Annotated in this window: 12 protein-coding genes; 6 read left to right on the top strand and 6 right to left on the bottom strand. The window is 65.4% G+C overall.

Annotation, left to right across the window (positions count from 1 at the left end; genetic code table 11):
- Positions 1-41: 41 nt before the first annotated feature.
- The 4 genes from GGD67_RS32455 to GGD67_RS32440 all read right to left on the bottom strand — a co-directional run bounded on the left by GGD67_RS32455 (position 42) and on the right by GGD67_RS32440 (position 4622).
- Positions 42-341, bottom strand: coding sequence for an acylphosphatase (locus GGD67_RS32455; protein ID WP_018320639.1), 300 nt, complete (start codon positions 339-341; stop codon positions 42-44).
- Entirely contained in the window at positions 338-1204 is an 867-nt protein-coding gene (locus GGD67_RS32450) for an oxaloacetate decarboxylase (RefSeq protein WP_179738508.1), read from the bottom strand. The genes GGD67_RS32455 and GGD67_RS32450 overlap by 4 nt, the downstream gene beginning before the upstream one ends.
- A 147-nt stretch (positions 1205-1351) precedes the next feature.
- Positions 1352-3367, bottom strand: coding sequence for an acetyl/propionyl/methylcrotonyl-CoA carboxylase subunit alpha (locus GGD67_RS32445; protein ID WP_018320641.1), 2016 nt, complete (start codon positions 3365-3367; stop codon positions 1352-1354).
- A gap of 163 nt (positions 3368-3530) precedes the next feature.
- Complete coding sequence (locus tag GGD67_RS32440) at positions 3531-4622, bottom strand: putative zinc-binding metallopeptidase (RefSeq protein WP_179738506.1); 1092 nt, start codon at positions 4620-4622, stop codon at positions 3531-3533.
- A 204-nt stretch (positions 4623-4826) separates the two neighbouring features.
- On the opposite strand from GGD67_RS32440, the gene GGD67_RS32435 reads away from it, so the two are divergent.
- From GGD67_RS32435 to GGD67_RS32425, 3 genes are all read left to right on the top strand, one after another.
- A complete protein-coding gene (locus tag GGD67_RS32435; RefSeq protein WP_179738504.1) occupies positions 4827-7304 on the top strand; it encodes a PAS domain-containing sensor histidine kinase in 2478 nt (825 codons plus the stop codon).
- An 81-nt stretch (positions 7305-7385) separates the two neighbouring features.
- Positions 7386-8636 (top strand): arsenic transporter, encoded by a 1251-nt coding sequence (locus GGD67_RS32430; protein ID WP_179738702.1) that lies wholly within the window; start codon positions 7386-7388, stop codon positions 8634-8636.
- A gap of 127 nt (positions 8637-8763) precedes the next feature.
- Positions 8764-9000 carry a hypothetical protein gene (locus tag GGD67_RS32425; protein WP_026202394.1) on the top strand — a complete coding sequence of 79 codons (237 nt, stop codon included), beginning with the start codon at positions 8764-8766 and terminating at the stop codon, positions 8998-9000.
- 68 nt (positions 9001-9068) lie between these two features.
- On the opposite strand, the gene GGD67_RS32420 is transcribed toward GGD67_RS32425, so the two are convergent.
- Together GGD67_RS32420 and GGD67_RS32415 are read right to left on the bottom strand one after the other, a co-directional pair.
- Positions 9069-10433, bottom strand: coding sequence for an MFS transporter (locus tag GGD67_RS32420; protein ID WP_018320646.1), 1365 nt, complete (start codon positions 10431-10433; stop codon positions 9069-9071).
- Positions 10434-10457: 24 nt separating this feature from the next.
- Positions 10458-11225, bottom strand: coding sequence for a GntR family transcriptional regulator (locus GGD67_RS32415; protein WP_018320647.1), 768 nt, complete (start codon positions 11223-11225; stop codon positions 10458-10460).
- Between the two features lie 182 nt (positions 11226-11407).
- Between GGD67_RS32415 and GGD67_RS32410 the strand changes: the two genes are divergently transcribed.
- The 3 genes from GGD67_RS32410 to GGD67_RS32400 are packed head-to-tail and all read left to right on the top strand — an operon-like array spanning position 11408 to position 14440.
- Complete coding sequence (locus tag GGD67_RS32410) at positions 11408-12607, top strand: mandelate racemase/muconate lactonizing enzyme family protein (RefSeq protein WP_018320648.1); 1200 nt, start codon at positions 11408-11410, stop codon at positions 12605-12607.
- 12 nt (positions 12608-12619) lie between these two features.
- Entirely contained in the window at positions 12620-13387 is a 768-nt protein-coding gene (locus GGD67_RS32405) for a glucose 1-dehydrogenase (RefSeq protein ID WP_091957176.1), read from the top strand.
- 21 nt (positions 13388-13408) lie between these two features.
- A complete protein-coding gene (locus GGD67_RS32400; RefSeq protein WP_179738502.1) occupies positions 13409-14440 on the top strand; it encodes an L-idonate 5-dehydrogenase in 1032 nt (343 codons plus the stop codon).
- Positions 14441-14456: the final 16 nt, after the last annotated feature.

Below are 14456 nucleotides of genomic sequence, written 5' to 3'. Positions count from 1 at the left end.
CGGGGCGAGGGAGCGCATCATCTGCGCGGCGAGACCGCCCCCTACACTGTCGGCAACACCGAGAACGCTTCCCCTGCCCTGCGCAGGTTCAGCTCATCCGCGCTGGCCGTCTCACTCGTCACGCTGTCGACGCGCGAGGACGGGGGGCCATGGCGGCATAGCGCGACCATGTCGGCGACGTGCTTTGGCGCGCCCGCGAACAGCGCTTCGACGCAGCCGTCGCGGCGGTTGCGGACCCAGCCTTCAAGGCCGCTCGCAGTCGCCTGGTACTCGACCCAGGCGCGATAGCCGACGCCCTGGACGCGGCCGCGGATCATCACCTGAAGGATCGCCCGGCTCATTTTTTCAGCCCGAGAAAGTCGGCGCTGCGCGCCTTGACGTCGGCCTCGCGCATGACGCGGCTGGTCAGGTCGGATGATGCCAGACCTCTCAGCGCCTTCGGCGCCGTGCCCTCGCGCAGCGCTTTCTGCGTTTCATACACGGCTTGCGTCGCAGCGGCGATCGGCGCGTGGCCCTGAAGCGCGATACGCACGCGCTGGCCGGCGAGATAGTCGAGCGCGCTCAGCTCCTCCGGCGCACCACCGAGCACGATCGGCAGGCGCGTGGCGGCCGCGACGGCCTCGAGCTCCGCGCGCGACTTGATGCCGGTAAAGAACAGCGCATCGACCCCGATCGCCTCATACGCCTGCGCGCGGCGGATCGCGTCCTCGATCGAGGTGATCGAGGCTGCTCCCGTGCGGCCCATGATGACCAGCGAGGCATCACTGCGGCCGTCGAGCGCGGCCTTCATCTTGCCGACGCCTTCCTCGAGCGAGATCAGCTGCGTCCTCGCCTCACCGAAGGCGGCCGGCAGCAGCGTGTCCTCGATGGTAAGGCCGGCGGCGCCGGCCGCCTCCAGCTCCTGCACCGTGCGACGAACATTGAGCGAATTGCCGTAGCCATGATCGGCATCGACCAGCACAGGCAGCGCGGCGGCGCGGGACATCCGCCGCATCTGCTCGGCAAGCTCCGTGAGCGTGATCAGCGTGACGTCAGGATCGCCGAGCACCGCGAGCGAGGCGACCGAGCCGCCGAACATGCCGAGCGGAAAGCCGAGGTCCTCGGCGATGCGGATCGAGATCGCGTCATAGACCGAGCCCGGATGGATGCAGGCCGAGCCCGACAGGATGAGGCGCAGTTTCTCGCGGCGGGAACGAAAGGCCATGGTGCCTCACTCCAAAATCCTCATCCTGAGGAGCGCGCTCTTGCGCGCGTCTCGAAGGATGCAGGCCCGGCTGTGGCCTCGCCCTTCGAGACGCCGCGCAAGCGCGGCTCCTCAGGGTGAGGGTCGACTGTCGTGCTCCGGAGCGCCTTACGCAAACTCCAGAATCAGCGCGTCCACCGCGAGCGTCGCGCCCGCGCTGGCGTGAACCTTCTTCACGGTGCCGTCCTGCTCGGCGCGCAGCACATTCTGCATCTTCATGGCTTCGACCACCGCGAGCGTCTCGCCGGCCTTGACCTCCTGCCCTTCGGTCACCGCGATCGAGACCACGAGCCCGGGCATCGGGCACAGCAGCTTCTTGCCGGTGTCGGAGGCCGTCGTCACCGGCATCAGCCGCGCCGAGGTCGCTTCCGCTTCAGTCCAGACATAGACGGGGACCTCGACGCCCTGATGCGCGAGGCGAATGCCGTTCGGAATCGGCCGCGCCTGCACCGCGACGAAGTGGCCGTCGATGGTACCCTGCCAGACCGGATCGCCCGGCTTCCACGGCGACTGCAACAGATGCGCATTGCCGGCCTTGCCCTCGGCATCGACGAAGCGGATCGCGATCGCATCACCTTCGCGCGCGACCTCGAGCTGGATCTCCTGGCGGTCGAGCCAGACCGCGCGACGGCGCTCGCGCTGCACGACGCGGCCGCCCAACTGACCGGAGATCTGCCGCTTGCGTTCGCCGAGCACGTGATCAATGGCGGTGCCGACCGCGGCGATGCGCCGGGCGACCTCGCCTTCCGGCACGCGCACGGCAAAGCCCTTGGGAAATTCCTCGGCGATGAAGCCGGTCGAGAGCCGTCCCTCGCGCCAGCGCGGATGATGCATCAGCGCCGACAGGAACGGGATGTTGTGCCTGATGCCGTCGACATAGAACGAATCCAGCGCGGTCGCCTGCGCCTCGATCGCGGCCGCGCGCGAGGGCGCATGCGTGACGAGTTTTGCGATCATCGGATCGTAATGGATCGAGATCTCGCCGCCCTCCTGCACGCCGGTGTCGTTGCGGATGGTGATGCCGTCGTGGCTCACTTCCGCCGGCGGACGATACTTCACGAGCCGCCCGATCGAGGGCAGGAAGTTGCGGAACGGGTCTTCGGCGTAGAGGCGCGATTCCACCGCCCAGCCCGTCAGCGTGACGTCCTTCTGCGCGATGGCGAGCTTCTCGCCGGCGGCAACGCGGATCATCTGCTCGACGAGGTCGATGCCGGTGACGAGCTCGGTGACGGGATGCTCGACCTGGAGGCGCGTGTTCATCTCCAGGAAGTAGAAGCTCTTGTCCTGCCCCGCGACGAACTCGACGGTGCCGGCGGAGTCGTAATTCACGGCCTTGGCCAGCGCGACGGCCTGCTCGCCCATCTTGCGGCGCGTGGCCTCGTCGAGCAGCGGCGACGGCGCCTCCTCGATGACCTTCTGGTTGCGGCGCTGGATCGAGCACTCGCGCTCGCCGAGATAGATGACGTTGCCGTGCTTGTCGCCCAGCACCTGAATCTCGATGTGGCGGGGATCGACGATGAACTTTTCGACGAAGACGCGGTCGTCGCCGAACGACGCCTTGGCCTCGGCCTTGGCGAGATTGAAGCCCTCGGCGACCTCGGCCTTGGAATGGGCGATGCGCATGCCCTTGCCGCCGCCGCCGGCGGAGGCCTTGATCATCACGGGGTAGCCGATCTCGTCGGCGATACGGACCGCGTGCTTGTCGTCCTCGATGACGCCGAGATGGCCCGGCACGGTCGAGACCTTGGCCTTGGCGGCCGCCTTCTTCGACTCGATCTTGTCGCCCATCGCCGCGATCGCGCCCGGGTTCGGGCCGATGAAGACGATGCCGGCGGCTTCCAGCGCGCGCGGAAACGCCTCACGCTCGGACAGGAAGCCGTAACCGGGATGCACGGCTTGCGCGCCCGTCTTGCGGCAGGCCTCCACGATCTTCTCGATCACCAGATAGCTCTCGGCTGCCGCCGGCGGGCCGATCAGCACGGCCTCGTCCGCCATCTCGACATGAAGGGCGTCGCGGTCGGCTTCGGAATAGACGGCGACCGTCTCGATTCCCATCTTGCGGGCAGTCTTGATGACCCGGCAGGCGATTTCGCCGCGATTGGCGATCAGAATGCGTTTGAACATGCTTTTCTTGAGTCTCGACCTTGGGCGGGACCCTTCCCTGGCCGTTGGGGCCTATGGGACGGGCCGTGTGGCTCCCGTGGTACATCAAAATGGGCCGGAGGCAACGGTCTAAATCCGGGCCATCTGGCGTACCAGCGCAAGACCGAAACGGGCTCGGTGAGCCCTAGGGACGCCCTGCGGCGTCCTGTGCCTTCCCAGACTTGGCGACGTCCCGGACCAGGCCATGAACGAAGCCCAGCTTGCCGACCACGGCGGGTGACAGGATGAAGGGATAGAGGTCGCGCAGGCCCATGGCGCGGTTGACGCTGTTCATGGCGAAGGTGAAGGGCAGCCATGCGTTGACCAGCGCCTCGACGTCCCTGGCCTCATAGGGGTTGAAACGGATGCGCGCCGTCAACTCCCCGTCGCGGTCGACCTTGGGACGCACCTCCATGCCGAACTCGGCGGCCATCTCCAGGGTGTCGACGATGTGAAGATAATGCGCCCAGGTCTCGGCGAAATCTTCCCAGGGGTGCATCGTGGCATAGGCCGAGACGTAGTTCTGCTGCCAATCCGGCGGCGCGCCTTCGGCATAATGACGCTGCAGGGCCTGGCCGTAATCGGTGGCATCGTCACCGAATACCGCGCGGCATTCCTCGAGCTTGCCGCCGCCCTGCACCAGCACATCCCAGAAATAGTGCCCGACCTCATGCCGGAAATGCCCGAGCAGCGTCCGGTAGGGTTCTCCCATCTCGAGCCTGCGGCGCTCGCGCTCGATGTCGTCGGTCTCGGTGAGCGCGATCGTGATCAGGCCGTTGTCGTGGCCGGTCATGACCTTCTCTGCGCTGTTCGGATCGTCGGCAAGGAAATTGAAGATCAGACCATGCTCGGGATCGTCTTGCCGGGTCTGGAGCGGCATCTTCCAGCGGATCAGGGAATAGAACAGACGGTGTTTTGCCACCTCCAGCTCGCGCCAGCCGGCAAGCTGGGCGGGGTCGGACAAATCCGGCACGATGCCGTTGTGGCGGCATGCGCGGCAATAGCCGTTGCTCTCGCCCGTATCCGTCAGCCAGTTGCAGGCATCGTACTCGGCATTCCGGCACAGCATCCGGCTTTCGCCCTTGTCGGCCAGGATTCGCCAGGCCTCTCCGTCGGGCTCGATCGCCGACATTGTCTCCTTCTCCGGCAGGAAGGCGACCCGATGGCCGCAGCGTTCGCAGGCACGGTTCTCGAAATAGAGAATGTTGCCGCAGGCCTGGCAGACAAAGAGCTTCAAGATTTATCCTCTTCGGAAAGAGAGCCTTATCAAAGACGTTCGTGACGCCTCGCGAAGACGCCTCCGCCGGCCGATCGTTCCAGTCTCCGGAACAAATTGCCAGACCCAGCGTTTCACCGCCGTCCGTTTCATGGCGCCTTTCCAAGCCCAATCCCTCTAAACAATGGCCATCACGCTCCGTCTGTGTGAATATCGGTCCGGCACGTGCGCTCCCGCATGACAACGGCCGATGCCTTGAACGATCCCTTGCCCGAGACCATCGCTGCCGAAAGGCTGCGCCAACACCTCGAAGACGTCGCGCGCGAGCGCGACAACGCCTATCGCGCGCTCCAGGAGCGCGAGGCCGAGCTGGCGCGCATCCAGCGCATCGGCAAGGTCGGCGGCGTCGAGGTCGATTTTCGCGAAGGCTTCAAGAACCGCCGCTCGCCCGAATACCTCATGATCCACGGCCTGCCGCCGGAGGCTGCGGAGGAATCGCACGAGGATTGGGTCAATCGCATCCATCCCGACGACCGCGACGCCACCGTCAAGCACTTCATCGAGGCTCTCGCCGGTACGAGCGAAGACTACAGCGCCGAGTACCGCATCGTCCGCCCCAATGACGGCGAAACCCGCTGGATCCGGGTCGTCGCCAAGATCGAGCGCGACAAGGACGGCCGCGCCATCCGCCTCGTCGGCGCCCATATCGACATGACCGACCAGGCGCTCGCGCGCGAGACGCTGCGCGAGAGCGAGGAGCGCTTTCGGCTGATCGCCGACAGCGCGCCGGTGCCGATCTGGGTGACCAAGCTCGATCGCAAGCGCTCCTTCGCCAACCAGGCCTATGTCGATTTCGTCGGCCTGCCCTACGATCAGGCCATCGACTTCGACTGGCGCAAGGTGCTGCACCCCGACGACCTGCCGCACGTGCTGCAGCAATCGGTCCAGGGTGAAGCGTCACTCAAGCCCTTCGTGCTGGAAGCGCGCTACAAGAATGCCGGCGGCGAATGGCGCTGGTTGCGCTCGGAATCGCAGCCGCGCTGGGACCCGACCGGCAAGCATATCGGCTTCATCGGCGTCGCCCACGATATCACCGTCGCCAAGCAGGCCGAGATCGAGCTCAGGCGGCTCAACGAGACGCTGGAAGAGCGCATCGCCGAGCGCACCGCCCAGCTCGAATCCAACGAGGCGCGGCTGCGCGCGATCCTGGAGACCAGCAATCAGTATCAGGGCCTGGTCAATCTCAGGGGCGAGCTGCTTTACGCCAACAACACCGCCCTCGACGGCATCGGGGCGAGCTCGTCGGATGTGATCGGAAAGCCGTTGTGGGAGACGCCCTGGTTCAGCGCGACGGAGGGCATGAGCGCGCTGGTGCGCGAAGCCTTCCACACCGTGCTCAAGGGCGAAGCCGTGCGGCTGGAGATGCGGCTGCGCCTTCCCATCGGCGAGCGCGATTTCGACTTCGGCATGCGCCCCGTGCTGGACCGTCACGGCAACATCACCGGCGCCGTCCCTGAAGCCGTCGACATCACCGAACGCCGGCGCGGCGAGGAAGCGCTGCGGCAGTCGCAGAAGATGGAGGCGATCGGCCAGCTCACCGGCGGTGTCGCCCACGACTTCAACAATCTCCTCACCATCATCCGCTCGGCTACCGATTTCCTGCGCCGCCGCGAGCTGCCGGAGGAGCGCCGCCGCCGCTATGTCGATGCCATCTCCGAGACCGTCGAGCGCGCCTCCAAATTGACCGCCCAGCTTCTGGCGTTCGCGCGCCGGCAGCCGCTGAAGCCGCAGATCTTCAACGTCGGCAGCCAGGTCGAGGGCGTGGCGCAGCTGGTCCGGCCGCTGGTCGGCGGCCGTATCGACATCGCGGTGGAGATTCACGATGCCGACTGCTTCACCGTCGCCGACATCGCCCAGTTCGAGGCCGCGCTGATCAACCTCGCCATCAACGCCCGAGATGCCATGAACGGCGAAGGCCGCCTGATCATCGCCGTGCGCAAGGTCTCCGGGATTCCCAGCCTGCGGGCGCAATCGGCGCGCGGCGGCGACTACGTCGCGATCTCCGTCACCGACACCGGCAGCGGCATCGCGCCGGAACATCTCGACTCGATCTTCGAGCCGTTTTTCACCACCAAGGAGGTCGGCAAGGGCACCGGCCTCGGCCTCAGCCAGGCTTTTGGTTTCGCCAAGCAGTCCGAGGGCGACGTCGCGGTGACGAGCACCCAGGGCAAAGGCGCGACCTTCACCATCTATCTGCCGCAGGCACAAAGCCCCGCGACCGACAAGGAGGCCGCGGCGCTGACCCATGAGGCCGCGGCCACCGGGCGCGGCTATCGCGTGCTCGTGGTCGAGGACGACGACGAGGTCGGCCGCTTCTCCACCGAGCTGCTGGAAGATCTCGGCTACGTCGTTCGCCGCGTCGCCAACGCCAACGCCGCGCTGGCGATCCTCGGCGAGAACGAATTTGCCGTCGACCTCGTGTTCTCCGACGTCATCATGCCCGGCATGAACGGCGTCGAGCTCGCCGGCATCATCCGCGAGCGCTATCCGGGCCTGCCCGTGGTGCTCACCTCCGGCTACAGCAACGTGCTCGCCGAAAACGCCCATCGCGGTTTCGAATTGATCCAGAAGCCGTATTCGGTGGAATCGCTGTCACGCATCCTGCGCAAGGCGATCACGGAGAAGCTATCGGTGGCGCGGTGACGCGAGCCGAGATTTGAGGCTGGCGGATCGATCCGGGGCACGGTAGTCAGGAGCGGTTTTCCGGAGATCAACTTGCCGACCGTGCCGTCTGACGCCATCTGGGCCTGGAGCATCATCGTCGTCGCGACAGCAGGCGTCATCATCCGCCCCTTTCGCCTGCCCGAGGCGGTCTGGGCGGTGATCGGCGCGAGCGCCCTGGTGCTATCAGGCTTGCTGCCGTGGCAAGACGCGCTTGCCGGCATCGAAAAAGGCCTCGACGTCTATCTCTTCCTGATCGGCATGATGCTGATCGCCGAGCTCGCGCGCCTCGAGGGCCTGTTCGACTATCTCGCCGCGCTCGCGGTCGAATACGCGGCCGGCTCGCCGCAACGGCTGTTCCTGCTGATCTATCTCGTCGGCACGCTCGTCACGGTGCTGCTCTCCAACGATGCCACCGCGATCGTGCTGACGCCCGCCGTCTATGCCGCGACGCGCGCAGCCGGCGCCAAGCCACTGCCCTATCTCTTCGTCTGCGCCTTCATCGCGAATGCCGCGAGCTTCGTGCTGCCGATCTCCAACCCCGCCAATCTCGTCGTGTTCGGTGCGCGTATGCCGCACCTGACGGAATGGCTGCGTATGTTCGCCCTGCCATCAGTGGCCTCCATCCTGCTGACCTACGTCGTGCTGCGCCTGACCCAGCACCGCGCGCTGAAGGAAGAGACGATTGCGCGCAGGGTGCCGCATCCCAAGCTCGGCCGCGGCGGCAAGCTGACGGCGATCGGCATCGTCGCGATCGGCGCCGTGCTGATCACGGCGTCTGCGCTGGACAAGCAACTGGGCCTGCCGACCTTCATCTGCGGCGGCGTGACAGCCGCGATCGTGCTGCTGCTCAGCCGACAATCGCCCTTGCCCGTGCTGCGCGGCGTGTCCTGGAGCGTGCTGCCGCTGGTCGGCGGGCTCTTCGTCATGGTGGAGGCGCTGGTGAAGACCGGCGTGATCGCGCAGCTCAGCGCGCTGCTGCATGAAGCAGTCGCGCAATCCGTCCCGCAAGCCGCCTGGAGCGTCGGCATCGCGACCGCAATCGCGACCAACATCGCCAACAATTTGCCCGTGGGCCTCGTCGCTGGCTCGGTTGCCGCCAGCGACCATCTGCCCGCCCCGGTCGTCAGCGCCATCCTGATCGGCGTCGACCTCGGCCCCAATCTGTCGGTGACGGGCTCGCTCGCCACCATCCTCTGGCTGGTCGCGCTCAGGCGGGAGAAGATCGAGGTCGGCGCCTGGCCGTTCCTCAAGCTTGGCCTGGTGGTGACGCCGCCCGCTCTGATCGCGGCGCTGGCAGCGGCAATCAGGTAACGCAGGCCTCGGCCCTCGAAATTCAGTGGAAGCTATTTGCGGTGCGTCAATGCCGGCGGCGACGCTGCGGCTAGAATTCCATTGTCGTGCCAATCAGACGGATATGACGCGGCAAGGAAGGTTCATCATGCAGATCCAATCGAAAGCGTTGCCGCAGAGCTCCTTTCTGCGTCGCGCGATCCGGAGCCTCACCGCAGCGAGCGAGAGCGGTGTCGAGACGGCCCATCCCCTGCTGGTCTTCTCCGCAGTGGCGTTGTTCACACTGTTCGTCATCGTGGAGGTCGACCTCCACTCCGCCCAGCTTCAGGCGCTCGGCCTGCTCGGCCATGGAATGGGCATCGATCCGGTCTTCCTGAGCCCGTAGTCGCCGGTCCTAGCGTTCCGAAATCAGTCCCGATCGCGGCGACGACGCCGCGACCGGGAAGCGCATCGTCAGTCGTTCTCGTAGCCGTAGACTTCCGGCAGGATGAAGATCGCGGCGAGCAATCCGATCAGCGGGAAGATCGCGACCATCAGCGTGGCATTCGCCTGCCCGATCGCGGCGAACACCGTCGGGAACAGGAAAATCGCCAGGAACGACGGCAGCTTCACGAACATGTAGGCGAAGCCGCTGGCGGTGCCGCGATATTTCGGCTTGGCGACCATGGTCGGGATCGTCATGCAGTTCGACGCGTCCCAGTAATGGCCCCACAGCATCGCGGCGGCTGCGAACGGCAGCAGGATCTTGTTATCGGTGTAGAGCGCGAAGGCCGCGACCAATAGCGAGGCGAACACGATCGAGAAGCCGGCGATCGCGATGCCGCGGTGGCCGATCTTCGGCGTCAGCAGCGGCCCGACCCAGCCCGACAAAGCGGCGAAGGAGAACAGCGCCATCGTCACCAGGTTGATGCCGAGCACGCTCGACACGCCGACCATCACGAACAGCACCGGCAAATAGAACGCGAAGGTGGAGAACTCGCTCGCCTGGGTGAAACAGGCGATCCAGCCATACAGCGTGGCGCGCCAGCGAATTGGGTCCTTCTTGAGGTCGGCGAGGAACGCACGGGTGCTGGTTTTGGGAACCACCACGTCATGATTCGGCAGCATGTCGAGATTGTCGTTGAACATCTCGCGCGCGACCTGCTTGGCCTCGCGGTAACGGCCCTTCTGCACCAGCCACACCGCCGTCTCCGGCACATCGTGGCGCATCAGAAGGATGATCAGCGCCGGCACCGCGCCGAGGCCGAGCGTGACCCGCCACAGCATCTCGTGCTGCATGTCGATCAAGAGGAAGATCACGATGACGCCGATGGTCAGGACCTCGCCGACCGCGAACATGAATTGCCAGCGATTGCCCATGACCTCGCGCTCGCCCTTGGCCATGGATTCCATGATGTAGGTGTAGCCGGTCGAGATGTCCGAGCCGAGCGGGATGCCGAGCAGGAAGCGGATCACGATGAGCCAGGTGACGTCAGGCACGAAGGCCTGCGCCAGCGCCAGCACGATGAACATCACCATCGTCACCAGGAACATGACGCGGCGGCCGATCTTGTCGGACAGCCAGCCGCCCAGCAGCGCACCGATCAGGGCGCCGCCCTGCGTGCCCGCCGCGGCAAGGCCCAGCATCAGCGCCGTGGGATTGTACTGCTCCTTGATGAAGATCAGCACGAAAGCGATCGAATAGAGGTCCCAGGCTTCGACCAGGATCGAGGCCATCATCAGCCAGCCGACCTTGTTGCCCTTGGGACTGTAGTTCGTGATGAGGTAGCGGACCGCGGCTTCGCTCGCGGTCGGTTGTGGCATCGCCATCGTTGTCATGCTTGGTCCTCTTTTCAAAACTCGCTACGTGCCGAGCAGCGGCTCGATGCTGCAATCGAGCAGGCGCGGATCGATCCCCGCTTCCATGCCGGTGAATATCTCGCCCATGTAGTCGATCAGCGCATCGCTCGCCTTCACCGCATCATCGACGCGGCGGCTGGCCACCGCGGCGAGAATGGCGAGATGACAATCGATCGTGCCCGACAGATCGGCCTGCCCCGGCATGAAGCGGTGGTGGATGTAGCCGATGCGCCGGTACAGCGTGTGCAGCGGCCGCAGCGTGTGCACCAGGAACGGCTCGCCGGCGGCTTCCAGCACCAGCGCGTCGATGCGGCGGTCGATGCTGTTGAATTCGTCGAGGGTCAGGCTGGCGCGGCGCTCGCGCAGGAGACGTTCGATATGCAGCGCCTGATTGCGATGCGAGAGGCTGGCGCGATCGGCCGCAAGGCGGATCACGAACCGCTCCATGTCGCGGCGCAAGGCCAGCAGCATGCGTTCGCGTGCAAGGTCGATCGGGGCAATGTGCAGGCCGTGGCGCGGACGGATGATGATGAGCGTATCGGCGGAGAGACGATTGACGGCGTGGTGCACCGGCGTGCGCCCGAAGCCGGTGATCTGCTGCAATTCCAGCATGGTCATGAACTGACCGGGCTTGAGCTCGCAATGAACGAGGAGCTCCTCGATCCTCTGATAGGCCAGCTCGAAGAAGTTGAGACGATTGCGCCGGGAGGGCCTGCCCTCGCCGTCATCGTCGCTTCTCACCACTTCGAGCGCGCGCTTGCGCCGTGCCATGTTGTCCTCCCTGCCACCCTGCTCGCGCTGCCGAGCGGCGGCATATTTGTGATATCCTTAAAACATGTTGTGATATATTACAAGCGGGCGTATGACTGCCTGCCGGGATCGCCGGTTTTGACCGGCATAGACACGAACAACAAGACGGGCGCGAGGCGCCTTATCATGGGAGGACTGTTGCAGTGAAGATCACTTCGATCGAGACCCTGCGCACCGAGGAATTCTCCAACGTCATCTGGGTGCGAATCCACACCGACACCGGCGTGATCGGGCTCGGCGAGACCTTCTACGGCGCGGGCGCGGTCGAGGCGCAGATCCACGACACTTTTGCCGGCCGCCTGCTCGGCCGCAATCCCCTGCACATCGAAGCCATCCACCGCGACATGCTGAACCTGCCGATGGCGCAGTCCTCCACCGGCGTGGAGTATCGCGCTGCGTCCGCGATCGACATCGCGCTGTGGGACCTGTTCGGCAAGGTTTGCAATCAGCCGGTGCACCAGATGCTCGGCGGCCTCTGCCGCGACAAGCAGCGCATCTACAACACCTGCGCTGGCACGCAATATGTCCGCTCGACCAATATCAGCCCGGTCGCGAACTGGAATCTCGGGGCGTCCAAGGGCCCCTATGAAGACCTTGATGGCTTCATGAATCACGCCGATGCACTGGCCGAGAGCCTGCTGGAAAGCGGCATCTCCGCGATGAAGATCTGGCCGTTCGATCCGGCGGCGCAGGAGAACAAGGGCCTTTACATCACCGCCGCGCAGATGAAGCAGGCGATCGAGCCGTTCGAGAAGATCCGCAAAGCGGTCGGCGACAAGATGGAGATCATGGTCGAGCTCCACTCGCTGTGGAATCTGCCGACCGCCAAGCAGATCGCCCGTGCGCTCGAGCCTTACAAGCCGACCTGGTACGAAGACCCGATCCGGATGAACTCGCCTCAGGCGCTGGCCGAATATGCCCGCTCGACCGACGTCTGGGTCTGCGCCAGCGAGACGCTGGGCTCGCGCTTTCCCTACAAGGACATGCTCGACCGCGACGCCATGCACGTGGTGATGGCGGATCTGTGCTGGACCGGCGGCCTCACCGAGGGCCGCAAGATCGCGGCGATGGCCGAGACCTATCACCGGCCCTTCGCGCCGCACGATTGCATCGGCCCGATCGGCTTCATCGCCGCCATCCACATGTCGTTCAGCCAGCCCAACACCCTGATCCAGGAATCGGTGCGCGCCTTCTACAAGGGCTGGTACAATGAGCTCGTCACCACCATGCCCGTGATCAAGGACGGTTTTGTCTATCCGATGGAGGGACCAGGCCTCGGCGTCGACCTTCTGCCCGCCGTATTCGACCGCTCAGATCTCACCGTGCGCCGCTCCAACGTCTAAGGACTTTCTGACATGAGCACCTCTCTTTTCGATCTCTCCGGGCGCACGGCGCTCGTGACCGGCTCCTCCCGCGGCCTCGGCCGCGCCATCGCGGAAGGCATGGCCAAGGCCGGCGCGAAGATCATCGTCAACGGCGTCGATCCCAAGCGAGTCGAGCAGGCTGTCGCCGAGTTTCGGGCCGCCGGGCATCAGGCTGAAGGCGCAGCCTTCAACGTCACCGACGAGCCCGCAATCGTCGCGGCGTTCAACGACTTCGACAAGAAGAACATCGCGGTCGACATCGTCGTCAACAATGCCGGCATCCAGCACCGCAAGCCGCTGGTGGAGTTCACCACCGACGAATGGCGCAAGGTGATCGAGACCAACCTCACCAGCGCCTTCGTGATCGGCCGCGAGGCCGCCAAGCGCATGATCCCGCGCAAGCACGGCAAGATCATCAATATCGGCTCGCTCGGCAGCGAGCTCGCCCGGCCCACCATCGCGCCCTACACCGCGGCCAAGGGCGGCATCAAGAATCTCACCCGCTCGATGGCGGTGGAATGGGCCCAGCACGGCATCCAGGCCAACGCGATCGGCCCCGGCTACATGCTGACCGACATGAACGAGGCGCTGGTCAACAACACCGATTTTAACAACTGGCTGATGGGCCGCATCCCCTCCAAGCGCTGGGGCAAGCCGGACGAGCTGGTCGGTGCCGCGATCTTCCTGGCGTCGGATGCCTCGACCTATGTCAACGGCCAGATCATCTATGTCGATGGCGGCATGATCGCCGCGATGTGACCAGCGAACGAGGAGCAAGCCATGCGCGCCGTCGTCATCCACGCCCCGAAGGATCTCCGGATCGACAATTATCCCGATCCGGCCCCCGGCCCGGGCGAAGTCCGCGTCAAGATCGCCAATGGCGGCATCTGCGGCTCCGATTTGCATTACTACCATCACGGCGGCTTCGGCGTGGTGCGCATCCAGCAGCCGATGGCGCTAGGCCATGAGATCGCCGGCGTGGTCGCGGCCGTCGGTGACGGCGTCACCGACGTGAAACCGGGCACGCGCGTTGCGGTCAATCCGAGCAGGCCGTGCGGCCAGTGCCTGCATTGCCAGGAAGGCATGCGCAACCAGTGCCTCGACATGCGCTTCCTCGGCAGTGCGATGCGCTTCCCTCATGTGCAAGGCGGCTTCCGCGAGTTCATCACGGTCGATGCCACGCAGGCGGTGCCGATCGCGGACAAGCTCTCGCTGGCGGAAGCCGCGGTCGCAGAGCCGCTCGCGGTGTGCCTGCATGCCGGCAAGCAGGCCGGCCCCCTGCTCGGCAAGCGCGTGCTGATCACGGGTTGCGGCCCGATCGGCGCGTTGATGATCCTGGTGTCGCGCTTCGGCGGCGCGGCCGAGATCGTGGTGACTGACGTGGCCGAGGCGCCGCTCGCGGTCGCCAGGAAACTCGGCGCGACGCACGCCATCAATGTCGCAGCCAATGCCAGCGCGCTCGATCCCTGGCGCGCCGGCAAAGGCGTGTTCGACACGCTGTTCGAAGCCTCCGGCAATCAGGCGGCGCTGCGCACCGCGCTCGACGTGCTCCGTCCCGGTGCGACGCTGGTGCAGCTCGGCCTCGGCGGCGAGATGACGCTGCCGATCAATTCCATCGTCGCCAAGGAATTGCAACTCCGCGGCACCTTCCGCTTCGATCCCGAATTCGAGCTCGCTGTGCGCCTGATGGGCGAAGGCCTGATCGACGTGAAGCCGTTGATCACGGCCACCATGCCGTTCGAGAACGCGGTCGCCGCGTTCGAGCTCGCCAGCGACCGCTCGCAGTCGATGAAGGTGCAGCTTACTTTCTGAGCATGATCCGGAAAAG

Source organism: Bradyrhizobium sp. IAR9 (assembly GCF_013408065.1).
Classification (GTDB): Bacteria; Pseudomonadota; Alphaproteobacteria; order Rhizobiales; family Xanthobacteraceae; genus Bradyrhizobium.
The sequence above is the reverse complement of the archived record's forward strand: the minus strand, read 5'-3'. Positions and strand labels throughout refer to the sequence as shown.

Bases quoted from the DNA above. Each gene is read 5' to 3' on its own strand.
- GGD67_RS32450 (WP_179738508.1), bottom strand. From the start codon at position 1,204: ATGGCCTTTCGTTCCCGCCGCGAGAAACTGCGCCTCATCCTGTCGGGC.
- GGD67_RS32445 (WP_018320641.1), bottom strand. From the start codon at position 3,367: ATGTTCAAACGCATTCTGATCGCCAATCGCGGCGAAATCGCCTGCCGG.
- GGD67_RS32405 (WP_091957176.1), top strand. From the start codon at position 12,620: ATGAGCACCTCTCTTTTCGATCTCTCCGGGCGCACGGCGCTCGTGACC.
- GGD67_RS32425 (WP_026202394.1), top strand. From the start codon at position 8,764: ATGCAGATCCAATCGAAAGCGTTGCCGCAGAGCTCCTTTCTGCGTCGC.
- GGD67_RS32400 (WP_179738502.1), top strand. From the start codon at position 13,409: ATGCGCGCCGTCGTCATCCACGCCCCGAAGGATCTCCGGATCGACAAT.
- GGD67_RS32420 (WP_018320646.1), bottom strand. From the start codon at position 10,433: ATGACAACGATGGCGATGCCACAACCGACCGCGAGCGAAGCCGCGGTC.
- GGD67_RS32455 (WP_018320639.1), bottom strand. From the start codon at position 341: ATGAGCCGGGCGATCCTTCAGGTGATGATCCGCGGCCGCGTCCAGGGC.
- GGD67_RS32415 (WP_018320647.1), bottom strand. From the start codon at position 11,225: ATGGCACGGCGCAAGCGCGCGCTCGAAGTGGTGAGAAGCGACGATGAC.